The sequence below is a fragment of the Pseudomonas sp. IT-196MI5 genome, assembly GCF_949767415.1.
Lineage (GTDB): Bacteria > Pseudomonadota > Gammaproteobacteria > Pseudomonadales > Pseudomonadaceae > Aquipseudomonas.
The window spans coordinates 71,930-92,574 of sequence record NZ_CATKPZ010000066.1; the positions used below are offsets into that span (position 1 = coordinate 71,930).

At 60.6% G+C, this 20,645-nt stretch carries 17 protein-coding genes; 15 read left to right on the forward strand and 2 right to left on the reverse strand.

The annotated features are described in order from the left end of the window. The 13 genes from waaC to ACM6IK_RS24725 all read left to right on the forward strand — a co-directional run bounded on the left by waaC (window position 1) and on the right by ACM6IK_RS24725 (window position 13,903). Complete coding sequence (gene waaC / locus ACM6IK_RS24665; protein WP_414876384.1) at window positions 1–1,062, forward strand: lipopolysaccharide heptosyltransferase I; 1,062 nt, start codon at window positions 1–3, stop codon at window positions 1,060–1,062. Beyond that, on the forward strand, window positions 1,062–2,183 hold the full coding sequence (locus ACM6IK_RS24670; protein ID WP_414876385.1) for a glycosyltransferase family 4 protein: 1,122 nt from the start codon (window positions 1,062–1,064) through the stop codon (window positions 2,181–2,183). Before waaC ends, ACM6IK_RS24670 begins: the two co-directional genes overlap by 1 nt. Further along, window positions 2,184–2,990 carry a lipopolysaccharide core heptose(I) kinase RfaP gene (gene rfaP / locus ACM6IK_RS24675; RefSeq protein ID WP_414876386.1) on the forward strand — a complete coding sequence of 269 codons (807 nt, stop codon included), beginning with the start codon at window positions 2,184–2,186 and terminating at the stop codon, window positions 2,988–2,990. It begins immediately after the preceding gene. Further along, window positions 2,990–3,724: a lipopolysaccharide kinase InaA family protein gene (locus ACM6IK_RS24680; RefSeq protein WP_108218370.1), complete on the forward strand. Its 735-nt coding sequence runs from the start codon at window positions 2,990–2,992 to the stop codon at window positions 3,722–3,724. The genes rfaP and ACM6IK_RS24680 overlap by 1 nt, the downstream gene beginning before the upstream one ends. Further along, a complete protein-coding gene (locus tag ACM6IK_RS24685) occupies window positions 3,721–4,473 on the forward strand; it encodes a lipopolysaccharide kinase InaA family protein (protein ID WP_414876387.1) in 753 nt (250 codons plus the stop codon). The genes ACM6IK_RS24680 and ACM6IK_RS24685 overlap by 4 nt, the downstream gene beginning before the upstream one ends. After that, window positions 4,473–5,924 carry a lipopolysaccharide kinase InaA family protein gene (locus ACM6IK_RS24690; protein WP_414876388.1) on the forward strand — a complete coding sequence of 484 codons (1,452 nt, stop codon included), beginning with the start codon at window positions 4,473–4,475 and terminating at the stop codon, window positions 5,922–5,924. Before ACM6IK_RS24685 ends, ACM6IK_RS24690 begins: the two co-directional genes overlap by 1 nt. Window positions 5,925–6,151: 227 nt before the next feature. Continuing rightward, the gene (locus tag ACM6IK_RS24695) at window positions 6,152–6,487 is read left to right on the forward strand and encodes a YceK/YidQ family lipoprotein (protein ID WP_414876389.1); all 336 of its coding nucleotides are present in this window, start codon (window positions 6,152–6,154) and stop codon (window positions 6,485–6,487) included. Window positions 6,488–6,652: 165 nt separating this feature from the next. Further along, entirely contained in the window at window positions 6,653–8,410 is a 1,758-nt protein-coding gene (locus tag ACM6IK_RS24700; protein ID WP_414876390.1) for a carbamoyltransferase, read from the forward strand. Beyond that, the gene (locus tag ACM6IK_RS24705) at window positions 8,394–9,524 is read left to right on the forward strand and encodes a glycosyltransferase (RefSeq protein ID WP_414876391.1); all 1,131 of its coding nucleotides are present in this window, start codon (window positions 8,394–8,396) and stop codon (window positions 9,522–9,524) included. The genes ACM6IK_RS24700 and ACM6IK_RS24705 overlap by 17 nt, the downstream gene beginning before the upstream one ends. Next, window positions 9,524–10,420: an antimicrobial resistance protein Mig-14 gene (locus ACM6IK_RS24710; protein ID WP_414876392.1), complete on the forward strand. Its 897-nt coding sequence runs from the start codon at window positions 9,524–9,526 to the stop codon at window positions 10,418–10,420. Before ACM6IK_RS24705 ends, ACM6IK_RS24710 begins: the two co-directional genes overlap by 1 nt. 8 nt (window positions 10,421–10,428) lie before the next feature. After that, on the forward strand, window positions 10,429–11,871 hold the full coding sequence (locus ACM6IK_RS24715; RefSeq protein ID WP_414876393.1) for a PIG-L deacetylase family protein: 1,443 nt from the start codon (window positions 10,429–10,431) through the stop codon (window positions 11,869–11,871). Then, the gene (locus ACM6IK_RS24720; RefSeq protein ID WP_414876394.1) at window positions 11,868–13,022 is read left to right on the forward strand and encodes a glycosyltransferase family 4 protein; all 1,155 of its coding nucleotides are present in this window, start codon (window positions 11,868–11,870) and stop codon (window positions 13,020–13,022) included. Before ACM6IK_RS24715 ends, ACM6IK_RS24720 begins: the two co-directional genes overlap by 4 nt. Continuing rightward, window positions 13,019–13,903, forward strand: coding sequence for a glycosyltransferase (locus ACM6IK_RS24725; RefSeq protein ID WP_414876395.1), 885 nt, complete (start codon window positions 13,019–13,021; stop codon window positions 13,901–13,903). Before ACM6IK_RS24720 ends, ACM6IK_RS24725 begins: the two co-directional genes overlap by 4 nt. Before the next feature lie 69 nt (window positions 13,904–13,972). Here ACM6IK_RS24725 and ACM6IK_RS24730 read toward each other — a convergent pair whose 3' ends face one another. Beyond that, window positions 13,973–15,196, reverse strand: a complete 1,224-nt coding sequence (locus ACM6IK_RS24730) for an acyltransferase family protein (protein ID WP_414876396.1) — start codon at window positions 15,194–15,196, stop codon at window positions 13,973–13,975. Continuing rightward, on the reverse strand, window positions 15,193–17,058 hold the full coding sequence (locus ACM6IK_RS24735; RefSeq protein ID WP_414876397.1) for an O-antigen ligase family protein: 1,866 nt from the start codon (window positions 17,056–17,058) through the stop codon (window positions 15,193–15,195). Before ACM6IK_RS24735 ends, ACM6IK_RS24730 begins: the two co-directional genes overlap by 4 nt. A 154-nt stretch (window positions 17,059–17,212) precedes the next feature. Between ACM6IK_RS24735 and msbA the strand changes: the two genes are divergently transcribed. Both msbA and hldE read left to right on the forward strand, forming a co-directional pair. Beyond that, window positions 17,213–19,015: a lipid A export permease/ATP-binding protein MsbA gene (gene msbA, locus ACM6IK_RS24740; protein ID WP_414876398.1), complete on the forward strand. Its 1,803-nt coding sequence runs from the start codon at window positions 17,213–17,215 to the stop codon at window positions 19,013–19,015. Between the two features lie 204 nt (window positions 19,016–19,219). Beyond that, the gene (gene hldE / locus ACM6IK_RS24745) at window positions 19,220–20,641 is read left to right on the forward strand and encodes a bifunctional D-glycero-beta-D-manno-heptose-7-phosphate kinase/D-glycero-beta-D-manno-heptose 1-phosphate adenylyltransferase HldE (protein WP_414876399.1); all 1,422 of its coding nucleotides are present in this window, start codon (window positions 19,220–19,222) and stop codon (window positions 20,639–20,641) included. Window positions 20,642–20,645: the final 4 nt, after the last annotated feature.

Here is a 20,645-nt window from a genome sequence, read left to right on the forward strand (position 1 = left end):
TTGCGGGTTCTGTTGATCAAGACTTCTTCGCTGGGCGACGTCATTCACGCGTTACCGGCGTTGACCGATGCGGCGCGGGCGATTCCCGGCATCAAATTCGACTGGGTGGTGGAAGAAGGCTTTGCCGAGATCCCGACCTGGCATCCGGCGGTGGGCAAGGTGATTCCGGTGGCGATCCGTCGCTGGCGCAAAAACATCTGGCAGACCATCAAGAGCGGCGAGTGGAAGCGCTTCAAGCAAAGCGTGCGCGCCACCCAATATGATTTGGTGATCGATGCCCAGGGCTTGCTGAAAAGTGCCTGGCTGACCCATTACGTCAAGGCACCGGTGGCCGGCCTCGATAAAAGCTCCGCACGCGAGCCCATTGCTGCGCGCTTTTATGATCGACGTCTGGCCGTTGCCCGTGGGCAGCACGCGGTGGAGCGAGTGCGTCAGCTGTTCGCCATTGCGTTGGGTTATGACTTGCCCAAAGGTCTGGGCGACTACGGACTGAATATCGAACGCCTGGTGGAATTGCCACGCAAGAATCCTTACGTGGTGTTTTTGCACGGCACCACCTGGGACACCAAGCACTGGCCCGAAGCCTACTGGCGCGAGCTGACCGAACGGGTCGGCTACCTTGGCGTCGGGGTGAAGCTGCCCTGGGGCAATGCCCTGGAGAAAGCCCGGGCCGAACGTATCGCCGCGGGTTTCAAGCACGCCGAAGTGCTGCCAAAACTGAACCTGGCGGGTGTCGGCAAGGTGCTGGCCGGTGCGCAAGCCTGCGTGGCGGTCGACACCGGTCTTGGTCATCTGGCCGCCGCGCTGGATGTGCCGACGTTGTCGCTGTTCGGCCCGACCAACCCGGGCCTGACCGGCGCTTATGGCAAGGTGCAGATTCACATGGCCAGCGACTTCCCTTGTGCGCCGTGCCTGCAAAAGAAATGCACCTATCAACCGACGGCCGAAGATGCCCGTCAATTTGACCTGAAACGCGAGTGGCCCCTGTGCTTCACGCGTCTGAATCCCGAGCGTGTCGCCAGCCGACTGAGTACGTTGTTAATGGCTGAGGAGCTGCGCTGATGCAATTGGCATTTGTCCTGTACAAATATTTCCCGTTCGGCGGCTTGCAGCGCGATTTCATGCGAATCGCCCTGGAGTGCCAGAAGCGCGGTCATCGGATTCGCGTCTACACGCTGATCTGGGAGGGTGACGTGCCGCCGGGTTTCGAAGTGCTGGTGGCGCCGGTCAAGGCGTTCTTCAACCATCGACGCAATGAGAAGCTCAGCGAGTGGATGGAAGCGGACCTGGCCAAGCGTCCGGTCGACCGCCTGATCGGCTTCAACAAGATGCCGGGTCTGGACGTCTATTACGCGGCCGACGGCTGCTTCGAAGACAAGGCGCAGAACCTGCGCAACTCGCTGTATCGCCGTTGGGGCCGCTATCGCCACTTCGCCGAATACGAGCGGGCGGTGTTCGCCAGGGACGCCAAGACCGAAGTGTTGATGATTTCCGAGGTCCAGCAGCCGCTGTTCATCAAGCATTACGACACGCCGCTCAAACGTTTCCACCTGCTGCCACCGGGCATCGCCCAGGACCGTCGCCGACCGGCCGATGCCGATGAAATTCGTGCAGGGTTCCGCGCTGAATTCAATCTCAAGGATGACGACCTGCTGTTGGTGCAGATCGGCTCCGGGTTCAAGACCAAGGGCGTGGACCGCAGTCTCAAGGCGTTGGCAGCATTGCCTGCCGAGTTGAGGAAACGCACCCGGCTGTTTGTAATTGGCCAGGATGACCCCAAGTTATTCCAGATGCAGAGTGCGACATTGGGACTGGGCGACAACGTCACGTTCCTCAAGGGGCGCAGCGATATCCCGCGTTTCCTGTTGGGTGCCGATCTGTTGATCCATCCGGCGTACAACGAAAATACCGGCACCGTGCTGCTCGAAGCGCTGGTGGCTGGGTTGCCGGTGCTGGTGAGCGCGGTGTGCGGGTACGCCCATTACATTGCCGAGGCCGATGCCGGCCTGGTGCTGGACGAACCGTTCGATCAGGCACAGCTGACGCAGTACCTGACCGGCATGTTGAACGACGCTCAAGCAAGGGCGGCCTGGAGCCGCAATGGTCTGGCCTTCGCCGAAACGGCCGACCTCTACAGCATGCCGCAGCACGCGGCCGATGTGATTCTGGCGGAGCACGCTTAAATGAAGTTGATGCTGGCTGAACCGTTCAAGAGCCTCTGGGCCGGACGCGACCCGTTCGCCGAAGTCGAGGGGCTCGAGGGCGAGGTGTACCGCGAGCTGGAAGCACGCCGGACCTTACGCACGGAAGTCGATGGCAACGGATTTTTCGTGAAAATCCACCGTGGTATCGGCTGGGGCGAAATCTTCAAGAACCTGCTCACTGCCAAGCTTCCAGTATTGGGGGCCGGTCAGGAGTGGCAGGCCATTCAGCGCCTGCAGCAAGTTGGCGTGCCGACCATGACCGCCGTCGCTTATGGCGAAAAGGGCAGCAACCCGGCCGACCAACACTCGTTCATCGTCACCGAGGAGCTGGCGCCGACGGTCAGCCTGGAAGATTTCAGTATCAACTGGATCAAGCAGCCACCGGAGCCAAAGCTCAAGCGTGCGCTGATTGCCGAAGTCGCACGCATGACCGGCATGATGCACCGCGCCGGGGTCAACCACCGCGACTGCTACATCTGCCACTTCCTGCTGCACACCGACAAACCGGTGACCGCGGACGACTTCAAACTCTCGGTGATCGACCTGCACCGCGCCCAGACCCGCCCGGCGATCACTTCGCGCTGGCGCAACAAGGATCTGGCGGCCCTGTATTTTTCCGCGCTGGACATCGGCCTGACCCGCCGCGACAAGCTGCGTTTCCTCAAAGGCTATTTCCAGCAACCGCTACGCCAGATCCTGAGTGAAGAGGCCGCTTTGCTGACATGGCTCGATGGCAAGGCCAACAAGCTCTACGAGCGTAAACAGCGATACGGGGATGCGCTCTGATGTCGGGTTGGAAACTGGAGCCGGCCTACAGCGAACTGGCCGATGACTTTGGCAGCCTCGAGGCTGTGTTTGCGCTGCAAGGCGAGCGTTTGACCAGCGATCTGCTTTCGGAGGTCATCCGGGTCGAGCGCAATGGCGTCAACTATTACGTCAAGCGCTACGTGGGTGCAGGCAAAGGCTTGCGGCGTTACCTGGGCAAGCCTCGGGTGAAGATGGAGTGGCAGAACCTCAAGCGCTTCGCCAAGTGGGGCATCCCTACTGCCGAAGTGGTGGCCTGGGGGCTGGAGCGGCGCGGTGCGGCCTACGCTCGCGGCGCGATGATTACCCGGGAACTGCCGCGTACCGAAGACTTGTCGGCACTGGCCGAGCGACGCGACCCGAAATTGTCGGATCGCGCCTGGGTCGATACCGTCAGTCGTCAGCTGGCCCAATACACCCGGACCATGCACGACCACCGCTTCACCCATAACGATTTGAAGTGGCGCAACCTGCTGATCGACGATGAGGCTCGAGTGTTTTTGATCGACTGCCCCAACGGCGATTTCTGGCGCGGTTTCTGGCTCAAGTACCGCATCACCAAGGATCTGGCGTGCCTGGACAAGGTCGCCAAGTATCAATTGTCGGCGACCCAGCGCCTGCGCTTTTACCTGCAATACCGCAACCGGACCCGGCTCAACGCTGCGGACAAAAAACGAATCCGGCATGTGGTGAGATTTTTCGAGGGGCGCGAATGACTGATTTTCTGGCCGCTGAAGACCGTGCCCTGCTTGAGCGCCACGGTCTCGGTACATTCGAAGCACTCTGGGCCAGGCAACTCGATGCGGTGGACGAACCCAACACCGGTCGCGGCGGCTGGAGCAGCGTGTTTCGGCTGGATCTGGAAGGTCATGGTTTCTATCTCAAGCGCCAAAGCAACTACCTGACCCGCACGTTGCGCGCACCGTTCGGCGAGCCGAGCTTCGCTCGCGAGTTTCGCAACATCTCCCGTTACCGGAAGATGGGCATACCGGCGCTGGAAGCGGTGTTTTACGGTGAGCGCAAGGTCGATGGCGAAGTCCGCGCGATCCTGATGACCCGTGCCCTGGACGGCTGGGACGACCTCGACTCGCTGTTGCAGCGCTGGGCTGAATTGAGCCCTGAGCAGCATTCGGACATCCTCAAGGCCAGTGGTGAACTGGCCAGGCAGTTGCACGCTGCACGCCAGGTGCATGGGTGCTTTTATCCCAAGCACATTTTCATGCGCGCCACCGGCAACGGCTATCAGGCTCAATTGATCGACCTGGAAAAGACTCGACCACTGCTGTACGGGCAGCGTGACCGAATCAAGGATCTGGAACCGCTGACGCGCCGCGCCCCCGAGTGGAGCGAGTCGCACCTGCGGCAATTGCTGGCCGCCTATCTGGATCAACCGCAGGACAGCTCGTTGATCGACAGCTGGCTGCAGCGTTTGACCGCGCGGCGCAGCCAAAAGGGGCCACGCTGATGCTTTTGTCCGAACTGAAGACCACTGGCCGCAATCCGGTCTTGCCGCTGAGTGTATCGCTGGCTGACGCTGTCGGACCTGCCGATCTGCAACTGCTGAGTCTGTTGCGGGTATTGCCGGGGCAGCGTTATGTCGGTGCCGGCGTCTGGCGTGGTCGGCCGGTGTTGGCCAAATTGCTGGTCGGCAGCAAGGCTGCACGGCATTTTCAACGTGAACTGGACGGCGTGCGCCTGCTCTCTGCCCAGGGGCTGACTACGCCGCAGCTGTTGGCCGATGGCCTGAAGGAAGGTGAGGGTGGCTGGCTGCTGTTTGATTTCCTTGAGCATGCCGAAAGCCTGGGCGACACCTGGAAGCAGGTTGAGCAGCAGCCGGTACTGTCCGATGGGCAAGGCGCGGTGCTGGCCGAGGCGTTAGGCGCGATCGGCCAGATGCATCGCAAGGGCCTGTGGCAGGAAGACCTGCACCTGGACAATTTGCTGCGTCAGGGCGGCCGCCTGTACCTGATCGATGGCGCGGGCATTTGCTGCGAGACACCTGGCCAGCCGCTGTCGCGGCAGAAAGTCCTGGAAAACCTCGGGGTATTCTTCGCCCAGTTGCCGAAGTCGATTGAACCCTTCATTGAAGAGTTGCTGGTGTATTACCTGCTCAGCAACGGCGAGCACGCCCTGCCCATGGAAGCGTTGCAGAAGCAGATCGACAAGGTCCGCAGTTGGCGCCTCAAGGACTTCCTGATCAAGGTTGGCCGCGAGTGCACGCTGTTCAGCGTCCAGCGCGGGGCCTTCGGCTTGCGGGCGATTCGCCGCGAGGAAGAGCCGTCGATGGTGCAGGTGCTGGAGCAGGCCGATACCCTGCTCGATGAGGGGCATCTGTACAAGACCGGGGGCGCGGCGAGCGTCGGCAAGGTCGAGGTGGGTGGCCGCACGCTGGTGATCAAGCGCTACAACATCAAGGGCTTCGCCCACTGGCTCAAACGCTTCTGGCGCCCGAGCCGGGCCTGGCATTCATGGCGCGAAGGCAATCGCCTGGCGTTCCTCGGGATTGCCACGCCCAAGCCGCTGGCATTGCTGGAAAAGCGTTTTCTGTGGCTGCGCAGCCGGGCGTACCTGATCACCGAGTATCTGTCGGGGCCGGACATCATTGAGCGTTTTGCGCCGTATGTTGAAAGCGGTGATGCACCGGAAGCCGAGCTGGCGGCGCTGGATCATTTGTTTGCCGAGCTGATCCGCGAACGCATCAGCCATGGCGACTTCAAGGGGCATAACCTGTTCTGGCAGCAGGATCGCTGGGCGCTGATCGATCTCGATTCGATGTGCCAGCACAGCTCCCTTGGCAGTTTCGCCCCGGCGTATGCCAGGGATCGCGCGCGGTTCATGCGCAATTGGCCTGAAGGCAGCGCCCTTTATCAGGTCATCGATCAGCGCTTGCCCAAAGACATCTCCAGCGCGGCCTGAATCCTTTTCGCGAGCAGGCTCGCTCCCACAGGGATCGTTGGTGAACACATAGCCTGTGAATGCCTCGCTCCAAATGTGGGAGCGAGCCTGCTCGCGAAGAGGCCCGAGCTGCCAACCGAGAAAGCAGACAAGTTCTTGTGAACCGTCCTACGCGATCTTGGGAAGTCATGAGCTGTGGCCTGAATCTCCCCGATGCTAGTTTGCCTGACGTTCTCGGAGGGCAGGCTTTGACGATCAAAATGGCAGTTTCAGCGGGTGTTTTATCAGTGTCGCTAATGGGTTGCGGGACCACCGCCACCGTCCTACAGGATGAAGCCCAGGCCGCGCAGGGGCTGCGCCGGCAAAAGACCTATTGCCAATCCATTCCCCGGGTCTACAGCGGCCTCGCCTACGACTTCTGTGTATTGAATGCACCGCCAGACCCTACGGGTATCCTTGTGCCGCTCGTATTGGTGGACCTGGCCGTGTCTGGCGCGCTGGACACCGTTGTCTTGCCGTACACGATTTACCGGCAAAGCGTGGACGGCAATATTTCCATCTATTGGCGACCTGCGCGCGGATAAAAATGCCGCGAGGTCCCTGCTGCAGTCGCTGGCCGTTTGCGGCTAGAGGTTTGCCGCTGCTTTTAAGCTATAATCCCGCCCTTTAGCTGTCTCTCGCCCCTTGCGAGGGCACATTAATTTTTGAGGCGCTTGCGCCTGCATGCAGACTAAAGAGGCTAGACCCCTGTGGCATTGACGATTCTTGGCCTGTCCGGCGCCCTTAGCCATGATCCTTCCGCAGCCCTGTACATCGACGGCAAGCTGGTCGCGGCGGCTGAAGAGGAACGCTTCGTACGCGATAAACATGCAAAGAACCGCATGCCCTACGAATCGGCGAAGTTCTGCCTGGAACAGGCCGGCATCAAGCCGTCCGACGTTGACGTGGTAGCGATTCCATTCGCACCGATCAGCCTGTTCGGCAAGGCCCGCTGGCAGTACGCCAAGCGTTACTGGTACGCCCCGGACCGTGCACTCGACGCGATCCTGATGGGCAACCGTCGCTACAAGCGCTATCGCAACAAGATCGTCTGGTGCCTGGAACAACTGGGGTTTGATCCGAAGAAGATCAAGATCGAGCCGGTCGAACACCACCTGGCCCACGCCTCCAGCGCCTATCACTGCTCCGGTTTCAAAGAGAAAACCGCGATCCTGGGCATCGACGGCAAGGGCGAGTACGCCACGACCTTCTTCGGTTACGGCGAAAACGGCAAGATCCACAAGATCAAGGAATTCTTCGATCCGGACTCCCTCGGCGGCCTGTACGGCGCGATCACCGAGTTCCTCGGTTTCGACATGCTCGACGGTGAGTTCAAGGTCATGGGCATGGCGCCGTATGGCGATGCCAGCAAATACGATTTCTCGCGCCTGGCTTCGTTCGAAAACGGCGAGCTGGTGATCAACACCGACTACGCCAACGTCATCGGCCTGCGTCGTTACAAAGAGAAGGGCAAGGGTTACTACTTCTCGCCGAAGCTGATCGAGTGGTTGGGTCCCAAGCGCGAAGGCGACATCGCCGACGAGCCGTACATCCACTACGCTGCGAGCATTCAAGCGCTGTTCGAAAAAATTGCGCTGCAGATGATCGACTACTACCTGGGCGACGTGCTCAAGGAAACCGGCAAACTGGCCTACGCCGGTGGCTGTGCATTGAACGTCAAGCTCAACCAGAAAATCATCGCTCGCGACGACGTCAAGGAGCTGTTTGTTCAGCCTGCCTCCGGCGACGCCGGTACCGCAGTGGGCGCGGCAGCTTATGTGTCCCACGCCCGTGGCGTACCGGTCGAGAAGATGGAACACGTCTACCTCGGCCCGTCGTACAGCAATGAAGACGTGATCGCCGCGTGTGCCCGTCACGAGAACAAGCCGACGTGGCGCAAGCTCGACAACATGCCGGAGCAGATCGCCAAAATCATGGTCGATGGCAACCCGGTGGCCTGGTTCCAGGGCCGCATGGAGTTCGGTCCGCGTGCACTGGGCGGGCGTTCGATCATCGGTTGCCCGAGCATTGCGGGTGTGGCCGACCGCATCAACCACCAGATCAAGTTCCGCGAGCGCTGGAGGCCTTTCTGCCCGTCGATGCTCGACACTGTGGCCCCACAGATGATCAAGATCGATCACCCGGCTCCGTTCATGACCTTCACCTTCGAAGTGGCTGAAGAGTGGAAAACCCGCGTGCCGGAAGTCGTCCACGAAGACGGGACTTCCCGCGCCCAGGTGCTTAAGCGCGAATACAACCCGCGCTACTACGACATGATGAAAGCGCTGGAAGTGCTCACCGGCAACGGCGTGTCGCTCAACACCTCGCTCAACCGTCGCGGCGAACCGATGATCTGCTCGCCGACCGACGCATTGAACATGTTCTTCGGCTCCGATCTGCAATACCTGATCATGGAAGACATCCTGGTGGTCAAAGAGGGCGCAAACGCTTATGACTCGCTCGGCTGAACGCCATGTGCTGCAGTTCTGCCACGGCTATGACGGGCCGTTCCTGGACTGCGCACGGCAGTATGCCAGCCTGTTCGCGGGGACTGGCTATCGAGTGACCACGGTGTTTCTCACCGGGGTTGCCGATAGCGAGGTGGCCGCTGCGTGTGCTTCCGATGAAGTGTTGTTCATGGAGTACAGCTCCAAGGCCATCCGTGGCCTGAAGCTGGGCGCCATCGGCGATCTGCGCAAGATCGCCGCATCGCGCAACTTCAGTTTCTGCATCGCCCACCGCTTCAAGCCGATCTATATCGCCTTGCTCGGCACGTCGTTGCCGGTGATTGGCGTGCATCACGCTTTTGACGATTACAAGCGTGGTAGCCGCAAACTGTTCGCGCATATTTTCCGCAAGCGTCTGAGTCTGCTCGGTGTGTCCGACGCCGTGCGTGACGACATGCGCCAATGCCTGCCGAAGTGGCCGGCTTCGCGGATCCAGACCTTGTACAACCGTATCGACGTGGACGCCTTGCAGGCGGCCCAGGTGTCGGCTCGCGAGGCCCGGGAAACCCTCGGTTTGGCGGCGGATGCCTGGATCGTCGGCAACGTCGGACGCCTGCATCCGGACAAGGACCAGGCCACGCTGTTGCAGGGATTCGCGGAGTCGTTGCCGGGGTTGCCTGCCAACAGTCAGCTGGTGATTCTCGGTAAGGGGCGTCTGGAGGAAAACCTCAAGGCTCAAGCCCGGGAGCTGGGTATCGGTGACCGGGTGCTGTTTCTCGGTCAGGTGCCGGATGCGCGCAACTACTTCCGGGCCTTCGATGTGTTTGCCCTGAGCTCTGATCACGAACCGTTCGGCATGGTGTTGCTGGAGGCCATGGCCGCTGGTGTACCGTTGCTCGCCACGGCGTGCGGCGGAGCGAAAGAAGTGGTCGAAGGCGTGGGCATCCTGTTCCCGTTGGGCGATGCCGGGCGTCTGGCCCAAGGGCTGCAACATCTGGCTGGCATGGATGATCAGCAACGCCGACAGTGTGCCGAGTTAATGCTCGAGCGCTTGCGCGAACGCTTCTCCGATTGCGCGGTACGCGATGCTTTCTGGCATTTGCCGCACGTTACCGAACTGGCACAGAGGGGCTGATGCTCAACCGATTTCAAGGCTGGCGCGAGCGTGGCTGGGCGGTAGTCGACGCCTCGATTTACGCCGACACCTGGCAGCGTTATGGCGGCAGCGTCGCAACTCATCCGATGGTGGTCGAGCGGCTGGCGAAACTGGCCGAGATTCCGGTGCGTTACCTGGCCTGGGTCCAGGGTGACGAGGTCAAGGCGGCGATCCCGACCTGGGGGCGCGACCTGGCCTTGTCCAAGGACGTGCTCAAGCGTCGCGGCAAAAAAGGTCTGTTCGACCTGGGCAACGCCGAGATCATCCTGCCTGCCGCTGCCGATACCCAGGCGCCTTTGCGCCATCGCGCGCGATATCTGTCGGCGCTGAGCGAAGGTCGTTTCACTGGCATCAAGTTGCAAGCCGAACAGCTGGCCATGGCCCGCACACCCGAAGAACTGTCGAAAAAATTTCGCTATAACCAGCGCCGCGAATTGCGCTTGCTGGAAGAGGCCGGTGGTGTAGTGCGGCCGGTGTCCGAATTTTCCAGCGTCGATCTGGCGGCGATTTATTGCGACCTGTTCCAGCGCCGCTGGGGCTTCCCGGCGACGGGTGCCGAACGCATGGCCGAAGTCATCGAGTTGCTGCGCGAGTTGCTGATCGGTTCGGTGATTTTCCTCAACGATGCGCCGATTGCGATTCAACTGGTGTACCGCGTCGAAACCCCGCAGTGGATAAGCGTCGAGTACATCAACGGCGGAGTCGATCCCGAGACTCGCGAGTTCAGCCCTGGCAGTGTGCTGAGTTTTCTCAATACGCAAAGCGCCTGGGAGCATGCCCGGGCGCAGGACAAACCGTTGCGCTTTTCCTTCGGTCGCGCCGATCGTGAGTACAAGGATCGCTGGTGTAACCCCGTGCCGGTTTTCACTGTATGAGCCAAGCCATGAGCCGCAAACAGCAACTGCTCAAGCGCCACCGGCGCAATAAACGTATCGGCCTGTTGATTGCGCTGGTGCTGTTGATCGTCATGGGGGTGGCGGTGGCCTGGTGGTTGCCGCTGGTGCTGGCGGTTCTGGGCTGGATTGCCCACGAAGCCTGGTTTGCCGACCATCTGTTCTACTCAGCGAAAGACGATTACCAGTACAGCTTTCCTCCGTACACGCCACAGCCCAAGGTGCACCTGAGCGGTGAACACTTGCGGCTGGACGAAGGCGTGATGCTGGTCGACGACGCGACGCTGGTGCTGGCCCTGCGGGTGAAAAGCACCTGGCTGGGGCGTTTTCTCGATCCGGTGGTCGAGTTGGCGGGTGGCGAAAACCCTGACCGACAAACCTTCGAACGGGGCGTAAACGGCCTGCGTTACCTCAATCTCAGTGGTCAGGCTCAGGCGCTGTCCCGTGGTGACCTGCGCTTGCGCGGGCGCTTCTGTCGCGTGTTTGGTGAGCCCGTGCTGTGGGCGTTCGAGCATCCGGATTACCGGCGTCAGCGGGTGATGGTCATCGCCCCCCACGCCGATGACGCCGAGCTGGCGGCCTACGGTTTGTACAGCCAAGCCGACGAAACCTGGATCGTCACGCTGACCGCCGGTGAAATCGAAGCCGAACACTATCGGCAGATGGGCCTGAACAAGGTCGATGCGGCCCGCTTGAAAGGCCGTCTGCGCACCTGGGACAGCATTGCCGTGCCACGTTGGGCCGGTGTGCCCGAGGCTCACTGCGTACAACTGGGTTACTTCTGTCTGCAGTTGCCGAGCATGCAGGCTGCGCCTGCGGTGGCGGCGGGATCGCGGGAAGCGGATATGAGCGACATCCGTCTGTTCCGCCGGCTGAATCCTTTCGCACTGCCCGGCGATGTCGATGGCGCGCCGACCTGGAACAACCTGCTGGCGGATCTGCGCGAGCTGTTGCTGCGGGCCCGGCCTGAGGTCATCGTTCTGCCGCATCCGACCCTGGATCCGCATCCCGATCATATCTGCGCCCAGGCGGCAGTCCTCGAGGCCTTGCAAGGCCTGGACTGGCAACCGACCACGCTATTGGGTTATGCCAATCACCTGCACGACAACGACCGCTGGCCGATGGGCGATACCGGTGATGGCATCGCCTTGCCGCCTGCCTTCGATCCGGCCCGACCAATGCAGCCTTATTGCCTGCCCTTGCCGCTGGAGCAGCAGCGAGACAAGGCCATGGCATTGGGCATGATGCACGACCTGCAACCGGCGATGCCGTTCAAGCGTCGCTTGCGTCGGTTGATCCAACGGTTGTTGGCCGGCCGCTTGCCGCCCACCTATGGCCAGAACGAGTTCTTTCGCAAGGCCGTCCGGCGCCACGAGCTTTTGTGGTCGCTCAAGCACACACCAGGCAATGTTTCTCAGCGGGGAGAGTTATGAGTCAGCGGTCAAAGGTCCTGCAACTGCAGCCTGACTACAACGTCAAAGCCCATGATTTCGCCGACCTCGCGGAGCAAATCGTCAAGGCTCTGCCCAGTGAGCGCTATGAAGTGACTGCCGCGTTTTTGCGCGGCAAACCCGGGCCGGGCGAAGCGGTGAGCCGAGCCGACCGTTCGGTGTACTTCGAGTTTTCCGACAAGTCCCTCAAGGGCATGCGCCTGCGGGCCATGTGGCAGCTGTACAAGTTCTGCCGTCGGGAAAAATTCGATGTGGTGATCTGCAACCGCTTCAAGCCGGTGAACATGATGCTGGCGCTCAACCGCTGGCTGAAAGTGCCTTTGTGCATCGGCATTTCCCACGGCTTTGGCGAGTACGACCGTTTTTACCGGCGCCGCCAGACCCAGCGCCTGATCGATCGTCACTGGCGCTTCGTCGGCGTGTCGCCTGCGGTGAAACAGTATCTGCTGGACTGTGACTGCGGCTTCACCGACCAGAATACCTACGCCATCACCAATGCCATCGACATCGAGCAAGCCGAAGGCCTGCAACACAGTCGTGAAAAGGCCCGTGAAATGTTGGGCATCGATCCGTCGGTGCGGCTGATCGGTGCGTTGGGGCGACTGGTGCCGGTCAAGGGCCATATCTATTTGCTGCAGGCCTTCGCGGCACTCAAGGACAAATACCCGAATACCCAACTGGCGATCATCGGAGCCGGCCGTGAAGAGTCGCGCCTGGCGGCGGAAATCGACCGCCTCGGTCTCAGCGGTCGCGCCCATTTGCTGGGGTTCAAGGAAATTGCCCTGCAGTACATTCGCGCTTTCGATATCTGGACCATGCCTTCGCTGGCCGAAGGCCTCGGGCTGGCGCTGCTCGAAGGCATGAGCGGGCATTTGCCGGTGATTGCCTCGAACGTGCCGGCCATGTTGCCGCTCATCGAGGGGGCTGGTGGCCTGGCGATTACACCGAAGGATGTGCCGACGCTGCAGGCTGCGCTGGACACCTACCTCGGGCTGTCGGATGACGAGCTCAAGGCCAAGGGTGAGCAGGCCTTCCGTTATCTGCAGCAACACCATGACATCGAGGAGTTCCGTCGGGAATACCTCAATCTGATCGACTCCGGCCTGGAACAGGCCCGCAAGGAACAGCCATGAACGACGCGCAACCCATCGTCACGGTCATCATCGCGTCGTATAACCATGCCCCTTACATCGAGGAAAGCATTCTCAGCGTCCTCAACCAGACCTATCGGAACATCGAGTTGCTGGTGGTCGACGATGGCTCGAAAGATGACAGCGTCGAGCGGATCAAGGCACTACAGGCCATCCATGGTTTCGATTTCCGGGTGCAGGAAAACCAGGGGCTGACCAACACCCTCAATGGTGCGATTGCCCGGGCCAAGGGCAGCCTGATCGTGCCGTTCGGTTCGGATGACATCATGTTGCCGGAGCGAATCGCCACCCAGGTCGCCCATATGGACGGCAAGCCCGAGGTCGGCATCTGCGCCGGTAACATCGAGTTGATCGATGCCGACGGCAATCTCTACCCCGAGAAGCGCCAGCGCCGGGATGTACCGTTCCGTCGTCTGGACTTCGAAGACATGTTCCTGGAGCGCAAGCCCTATCCTCCGGCCCCCACCCTGATGATCCGTCGCGAAGCGCTGGAGAAGGTGGGCGGTTTCGACCCGACCATTCGCCTGGAAGACTTGCTGATTGAACTGAAGGTGACCCATGCCGGTTACTTCATCGATGGTCTGAATGTGTTGATGGCGCGTTATCGCAAGCACGCCACCAACTCCTACAAGAACCACCGCTTCATGATCGACAGCATCCTGCGCACCTACGCGCTCTTCAGCGATCACCCGCTGTATGACGAGGTGCGCTACAAATTTCTCAACTCCATGTTCCTCAAGACCGCCAACCGTGATCGCAAGCTGGCGCGGGAGCTGCTGGCGCAGATTCCTTTCAAGGCCTGGAGCAAGAAAACCTGGCGCGGGCTGGGGCGGATGTATTTCTCGCGGCTGGAGAAAGACTGAGCCATAGGCTGGACTCAAGGGGCGCGGGGTGGTGAGGGATGTTGGGTGGCGATATGCCGCGACGATTGCTCAACGTTGTTGAGCCGCCTCCTCCAAAAACTCTTTCCTCTGCTTCCTGTTCTGGCGCAACCAGTGCAGGGTTTTCTTGCCGGCATTGATACCGGGCTTTTCGATGTACAGGTAAGTCAGGCTGCTGATGATGATCAGCAGGCAACTGCACACAGCCAGCAGCGGCAGGAAGACCCAGGCTTGCCGGGCGTCAAGATGCAATAGCGGTGGCAGTCGCTGCACCAGTACCCAGAGTACGAAACCGTGCAGCAAATACGTGCTGTAGCTGATTTCCCCCAGCCAGCGAATGCTGCGTGGTCTCAGGGCGCCGAACAAGGTGTTGCCGGACGCCACGATCACAAAGAACAGTGAAAGCAGCAGCAGCGCTCCCAGGTTGAATGCCCGGTTGAACTCCGTAAAGGCGATCGCCAATGCGAGCAGGGCGATGATGCCCGCCAGGGGAGACAGGCTCCAGGCGACCCATTGTGGACGGCGAACCCAGTACGCTGCAGCGATGCCGCCGAGGAAACTGGCCAGCAAGTGCTTCTTCAGCGAGTGTTCCCAGCCGACCACCTGGTACAGGGCGTAGATGCCGATCAGGCACAGCACCGTCTGCATCCGGCCGCCGCGATAAATGAACACCATGGCGGCCAGTGGCAGGGCCAGGTAGAAAAACACCTCGTACCCCAGCGTCCAGGTGACGTTGGAGATCAGCATGCCGGTCTGGTGGTACTGGTTGACGTCTGGCCGGTCGAAGATCAGCCAGGCCAGGGTCTGGCCAATGAGCTGGGTGCCGGAGTCCTTGAGTTCCCAGTCCTGCAAATAGAACACACAGACAAACACGGTCAACATCAGCGGCAGGTAGAGCGGGTAGAGGCGAAACAGCCGGGATACCGCAAATGCCAGCCAGTCGTGTTGCCGCCCGTGGGTGAGCAAGCGATCCCAGAACAGAAAGCTGGTGATCATGAAAAAGAGGGCGACGCTGCCCTGGCCGAGCTGTGAGTAGAAGTTGCTCGGCGGAAAATCGGTCACGCCGGTTTGCAGAAAGATCCAGGTAATGATCGAGTGATGGACGAACACGCCGAAGGCCAGATACCCGCGTAAGCCGTCGATGCCGGCAAAGCGGCTTTCGCCGCGATGCTCCAGCTGTCGGGTGAGTCTCGGCACGCCGCGCAACAGTAGCGCAGCAGTCGCGATGGCGAGCAGGTAGGCCGTCATCGCGATAAGCGGGTTGGTTTCTATCATCGGTGAGCCTGGGCCGGAGGACTCCCGGCCAGCACGTGCCTGTGCAAATTATCAACGTCGGATTTCGAAGCCACCGCAGCGTATCCCTGCAGAAGCGCTTCGAAGTGATCCTCGAACAGCCAGTGCCGATCCGATGCGTAGCGCTGCATGTGGCGAAGATTGCGCCGACGCAGCGAAGGGCTCAACGATGAAGGGTAAATTCGCAGGTCGGCCAGGTCGATCAGGCCGAACTCGCCGTCTTCCAGCACCAGCACATTGCCCAGGTGCAGGGAGCGGAAGTAGACCCCTTGCCGATGCAGTTGGGCCATGAATTTGCCGAAGCGCTCCACCAGTGCCTGGCGCACCGCCGGGGCGGTGATGCCTTGCAGGATCTGGCGTAGCGTGTTGCCCGGCAAGGGAGAGTAGTGCACGGCGGTGCTGCCGTCTTCGAACCGGTAAAGGTCGAGGATGTGCGGCGTCGGGATGCCCATGCTGCGCAGTTGCACGCTGTTGACGGCAAAACGATCGGAGTAGGGCGTGAAACTGCCTGAGGTGTACCAGCGGCGACGGCGGAACAGCTTGAGAAAGCTACCATCGGTCAGGCGCAGGACTTTGGGGCCCAAACCATCTTCTTCGATGATCCGGGCATCGGCCGTCAGCTGTTGCAGGGTGCTTGGCGTCGCGGTCTTGATCGGTCTGTCCAGCAGGCGCCTGGCCCGTTGATTGATGCTCAATGCGGCAATCAGTGCCAACGGGATCCACAGCAGGAACCAGTGCTCCTTGGGGCGAGAGATAATCCCGCCACCTTCGGTCAGCCCCGCACCGATACCGAAGGCCAGCCAGGTCGAGGCAATGATAAACAGCGGTTGCACGCGATGGCGCCGGCTGCTGATGAAGCTCCACACAAGGAAGAACAGCCATGGCAGCAGACCGATAATGCCGACGTAGTAGAGCACGCCCAGGGCGAAGCTATGAGGCTCCTGAAGGGGGGAGCCGGCGCCGGGGTCCAGGCTCAGTCCAGCGTTGTAGCCGTGCCCGATCCATGGATGTTCAGCGATCTTGTCCAGGGCCATTTGCCAGAGTTCGATACGGAAGGAACTGCCTCTTTCGAAGATCTTGTCTGCAAACAACGCGAAAGTCGCCGTTTCGGCGATGAACATGGAACCAAGCATGAAGACCGACTGTCGATTCCAGCAGATGTAACTCAGCCACAGCGCGGCCAGCGTCAGTGCAACCAGCGGAGTCCTTGAGCCGGTGGCCAGGACGGCGGCGAACATGATCGCCATCGCCGGTATGCTCAACCAAAGTACCTGGTGTCGCTTGCAGGTCATGCTCAGGCTCAGCCAGTAGGTACAGAAAAAACCGAAAACGTGGGAGCTGAGCAGTGGGTTGTCGAACGCACCTACTCCGATCAGGCGCATTTCCGGTTGGTAGATCAGGCCGAACCTGTACAGGTTGTAGACAGTGGCGACCAGCGCCACGATCGCGGCGCAGAACAGCAGGGGCTGAATGATTTCGCTGCGATAGCGCACCAGCAGGTAACAGCCGACGAACAGAAACAGGGTGTGCAATGGGGGTTTGAACTCACCGAAGTCGATGTCGCCGCCCAGTCCCCAGCGCAGACTGAGCAGTGCCCACGCCACAAACAGCAGGGCGGCAATGACGATCGGTTCGCGCAGCAGTTCTTTGCTGAGCCGCGGACGCAGGCACAGCGCAATCAGCGCCGGAATGCTGAACAGGCCATAGTAAAGCTTGTGATGCACGCTGCGCCCAGGCAGGAAAAACAGCGCACAAAGCAGCAATAAATAACCGAGCGGAAGGATCCACAAGCAAATGAAATCGAAGAGTCTATTGGATGTGCTGTTCAAAGCGTTTGATTGCATGCTGAGTAACTTATTCCTGAATTGAGCGAGCGTACCAAGGCCGGGACATCTGGTGGTTATTTGACGCGCCACAATACACAGACTGTATGCGATTGCCAGAACCCTGGGGAAGCTGTGCTAAAGTCAGCGTCCTTTTTATCGACATTCGCGTGATATGACCGACTCCAGTCTCAGTGCAAGCCCATCGAGCTTGAAAATCTATTTCCGTCTGCTCGGCTATGTCCGGCCGTACATCAGCCTGTTCCTGATCAGCATCGTCGGTTTTCTGATTTTCGCTTCGACGCAGCCAATGCTGGGCTACATCCTCAAGTACTTCGTCGACGGTCTGTCCAACCCTGAAGCGGCGCTGTTTCCAAGCGTGCCCTACCTGCGGGATCTGCAACTGCTGCAGGCGGTGCCGTTGTTGATCATCCTGATCGCTGCCTGGCAGGGATTGGGGTCGTACCTGGGCAACTACTTCCTGGCCAAGGTTTCCCTGGGCCTGGTCCATGACTTGCGGGTGCAGTTGTTCAACAACCTGCTGGTGTTGCCAAACCGGTATTTCGACAAGCATAACTCGGGGCACCTGATTTCACGTATCACCTTCAACGTGACCATGGTCACGGGGGCGGCAACGGATGCGATCAAGGTCGTAATTCGTGAAGGCATGACGGTGATCTTCCTGTTTGCTTCGCTGTTGTTCATGAACTGGCGCCTGACGCTGGTCATGGTCGCCATCCTGCCGCTGATCGCCATCATGGTGCGCACCGCCAGCAAGAAATTCCGCAAGCAGAGCAAAAAAATCCAGCTGGCCATGGGAGACGTGACGCATGTGGCGTCCGAAACCATCCAGGGTTATCGCGTGGTGCGCAGCTTCGGCGGTGAAGCCTACGAAGAGAAACGCTTCTTCGACGCCAGCCAGGGCAACACTGACAAGCAATTGCGCATGACCCGCACCGGCGCCATCTACACGCCGCTGCTGCAATTGGTGATCTACACCGCCATGGCCGTGCTGATGTTCCTGGTGCTGTTCCTGCGTGGCGATGCCTCAGCCGGCGACATGGTGGCCTACATCACCCTGGCCGGCCTGCTGCCCAAGCCGATTCGCCAACTGTCCGAAGTCAGCTCGACCATCCAGAAGGGTGTGGCTGGTGCCGAAAGTATCTTTGAACAACTGGATGTCGCACCTGAAGTCGACACCGGCACCGTCGAGCGCGACGTTGTCAGCGGTCGTCTGGACGTGCGCAACCTCAGCTTTACCTACCCTGACACCGAACGCCAGGTGCTCAATGACATCAGTTTCTCGGTCGAGCCCGGACAAATGGTGGCGCTGGTGGGACGTTCGGGCAGCGGCAAGTCGACCCTGGCCAACCTGATTCCGCGTTTCTATCACCACGACAAGGGCGAAATCCTCATCGATGGCGTCGAAGTGGAGCAGTACAAGCTGTTGAACCTGCGTCGGCATATCGCCCAGGTGACCCAGCACGTGACCCTGTTCAGCGACACTGTGGCCAACAACATCGCTTATGGCGACCTGGCTGGCGCACCCCGTGAAGACATTGAAAAGGCGGCCAAGGATGCCTATGCAATGGACTTCATTGCTCAGTTGCCTGAAGGCCTGGATACCCAGGTCGGGGAAAACGGCGTGCTGCTGTCCGGTGGCCAGCGCCAGCGCCTGGCGATTGCCCGGGCGCTGTTGAAAAATGCTCCGCTGCTGATTCTCGATGAGGCGACCTCGGCACTCGATACCGAGTCCGAGCGGCATATTCAGGCCGCCCTGGATCAGGTCATGAAAGGTCGCACCACGCTGGTGATCGCTCACCGCCTGTCGACCATCGAGAAGGCCGACCTGATCCTGGTCATGGATCAGGGGAAAATCGTCGAGCGCGGCACCCATGAGCAACTGCTGGCGCAAAACGGCTACTACTCGCGCCTCAACGCGATGGGCCTCGACGCCCCGGCCGAAGACATCGCCTGACCCCGAAAGGGCGAGCCTGGCTCGCCCTTTCACATCGATATGCAAGCGATGGAAATGAGCGATGCGTGTTGTCGTCTGGCGGATCTACTGCTCAAAAAATGAGCAATAAACCCCGGCGAATCATCCGGTTGCAGCCGCCGCACAAGCCGACACCAACCCTGTGCTAATATCGCGCCCCTGTTCATTCTGTATGTGGGTTGCACCATGAAGTTGTCCATGCCGCGATTCGATCAAGCCCCTGTCTTGGTAGTCGGCGATGTCATGCTCGACCGTTACTGGCATGGTGGTACCTCACGGATTTCTCCTGAGGCGCCGGTGCCGGTGGTCAAGGTCGATCACATCGAGGACCGTCCGGGCGGCGCTGCCAACGTTGCCTTGAACATTGCCGCCCTGGGGGCCCCGGCCTCGCTGGTCGGTGTCACCGGCGACGATGAAGCCGCCAACAGCCTGGTCAACAGCCTCAAGGGCGCCGGCGTGCGGGCCATCTTCCAGCGCATTGCGCACCAGCCGACCATCGTCAAGCTGCGGGTCATGAGCCGTCACCAGCAATTGCTGCGTATCGACTTCGAAGAACCCTTCGCCACTGACGCGCTGGCGCTGGCCGTGCAGGTCGACGAGTTGCTCGAAGGCATCAAGGTGCTGGTGCTGTCCGACTACGGCAAGGGCGCGCTGAAAAACCATCAGGCGCTGATCCAGGCCGCCCGTGCCCGTGGCATTCCTGTGCTGGCCGATCCCAAGGGCAAGGATTTCTCGATCTACCGCGGTGCGAGCCTGATCACGCCGAATCTCAACGAATTCGAAACCATCGTCGGTGGTTGCGCCGATGAGCACGAGTTGGTGAGCAAGGGCGCGCAGCTGATGCACGATCTGGACCTCGGTGCCTTGCTGGTGACACGTGGCGAGCACGGCATGACCTTGTTGCGTCCGGACCACCCGGCGCTGCACTTGCCGGCCCGTGCCCGTGAAGTGTTCGATGTGACCGGTGCCGGCGACACAGTAATTTCCACTCTGGCGGCCGCGATTGCCGCTGGCGAAGAACTGCCTCACGCGGTGGCTCTGGCCAATCTGGCGGCCGGTATCGTGGTCGGCAAGCTCGGTACGGCGGCCATCAGTGCGCCGGAACTGCGTCGTGCGATCCAGCGCGAGGAGGGTTCCGAGCGCGGTGTGCTGGGGCTTGAGCAACTGTTGCTGGCGGTCGACGATGCCCGCGCGCACAACGAGCGGATCGTGTTCACCAACGGTTGCTTCGATATCCTGCACGCCGGCCATGTGACCTACCTCGAGCAGGCGCGGGCCCAGGGCGATCGTTTGATCGTTGCGGTAAACGACGATGCATCGGTCAGCCGCCTGAAAGGGCCGGGCCGTCCGATCAACAGTGTCGACCGGCGCATGGCGGTGCTGGCCGGTCTGGGGGCGGTGGACTGGGTCATCAGTTTCCCGGAAGGCACTCCGGAAAACCTGCTGAGCGCGCTCAAGCCGGATGTGCTGGTCAAGGGCGGTGACTACGGAATCGACCAGGTGGTCGGCGCGGACATCGTGAAGGCGTACGGCGGCACAGTGAAAGTGCTCGGGCTGGTGGAAAACAGCTCGACCACCGCGATTGTCGAGAAGATCCGCAAGTCGTAAGAGC

Bases quoted from the DNA above. Each gene is read 5' to 3' on its own strand.
- ACM6IK_RS24730 (WP_414876396.1), bottom strand. From the start codon at position 15,196: ATGATAGAAACCAACCCGCTTATCGCGATGACGGCCTACCTGCTCGCC.
- ACM6IK_RS24690 (WP_414876388.1), top strand. From the start codon at position 4,473: ATGCTTTTGTCCGAACTGAAGACCACTGGCCGCAATCCGGTCTTGCCG.
- ACM6IK_RS24725 (WP_414876395.1), top strand. From the start codon at position 13,019: ATGAACGACGCGCAACCCATCGTCACGGTCATCATCGCGTCGTATAAC.
- hldE (WP_414876399.1), top strand. From the start codon at position 19,220: ATGAAGTTGTCCATGCCGCGATTCGATCAAGCCCCTGTCTTGGTAGTC.
- ACM6IK_RS24715 (WP_414876393.1), top strand. From the start codon at position 10,429: ATGAGCCGCAAACAGCAACTGCTCAAGCGCCACCGGCGCAATAAACGT.
- ACM6IK_RS24735 (WP_414876397.1), bottom strand. From the start codon at position 17,058: ATGCAATCAAACGCTTTGAACAGCACATCCAATAGACTCTTCGATTTC.
- ACM6IK_RS24680 (WP_108218370.1), top strand. From the start codon at position 2,990: ATGTCGGGTTGGAAACTGGAGCCGGCCTACAGCGAACTGGCCGATGAC.
- ACM6IK_RS24710 (WP_414876392.1), top strand. From the start codon at position 9,524: ATGCTCAACCGATTTCAAGGCTGGCGCGAGCGTGGCTGGGCGGTAGTC.
- ACM6IK_RS24705 (WP_414876391.1), top strand. From the start codon at position 8,394: ATGACTCGCTCGGCTGAACGCCATGTGCTGCAGTTCTGCCACGGCTAT.
- ACM6IK_RS24720 (WP_414876394.1), top strand. From the start codon at position 11,868: ATGAGTCAGCGGTCAAAGGTCCTGCAACTGCAGCCTGACTACAACGTC.
- ACM6IK_RS24685 (WP_414876387.1), top strand. From the start codon at position 3,721: ATGACTGATTTTCTGGCCGCTGAAGACCGTGCCCTGCTTGAGCGCCAC.
- rfaP (WP_414876386.1), top strand. From the start codon at position 2,184: ATGAAGTTGATGCTGGCTGAACCGTTCAAGAGCCTCTGGGCCGGACGC.
- msbA (WP_414876398.1), top strand. From the start codon at position 17,213: ATGACCGACTCCAGTCTCAGTGCAAGCCCATCGAGCTTGAAAATCTAT.
- ACM6IK_RS24670 (WP_414876385.1), top strand. From the start codon at position 1,062: ATGCAATTGGCATTTGTCCTGTACAAATATTTCCCGTTCGGCGGCTTG.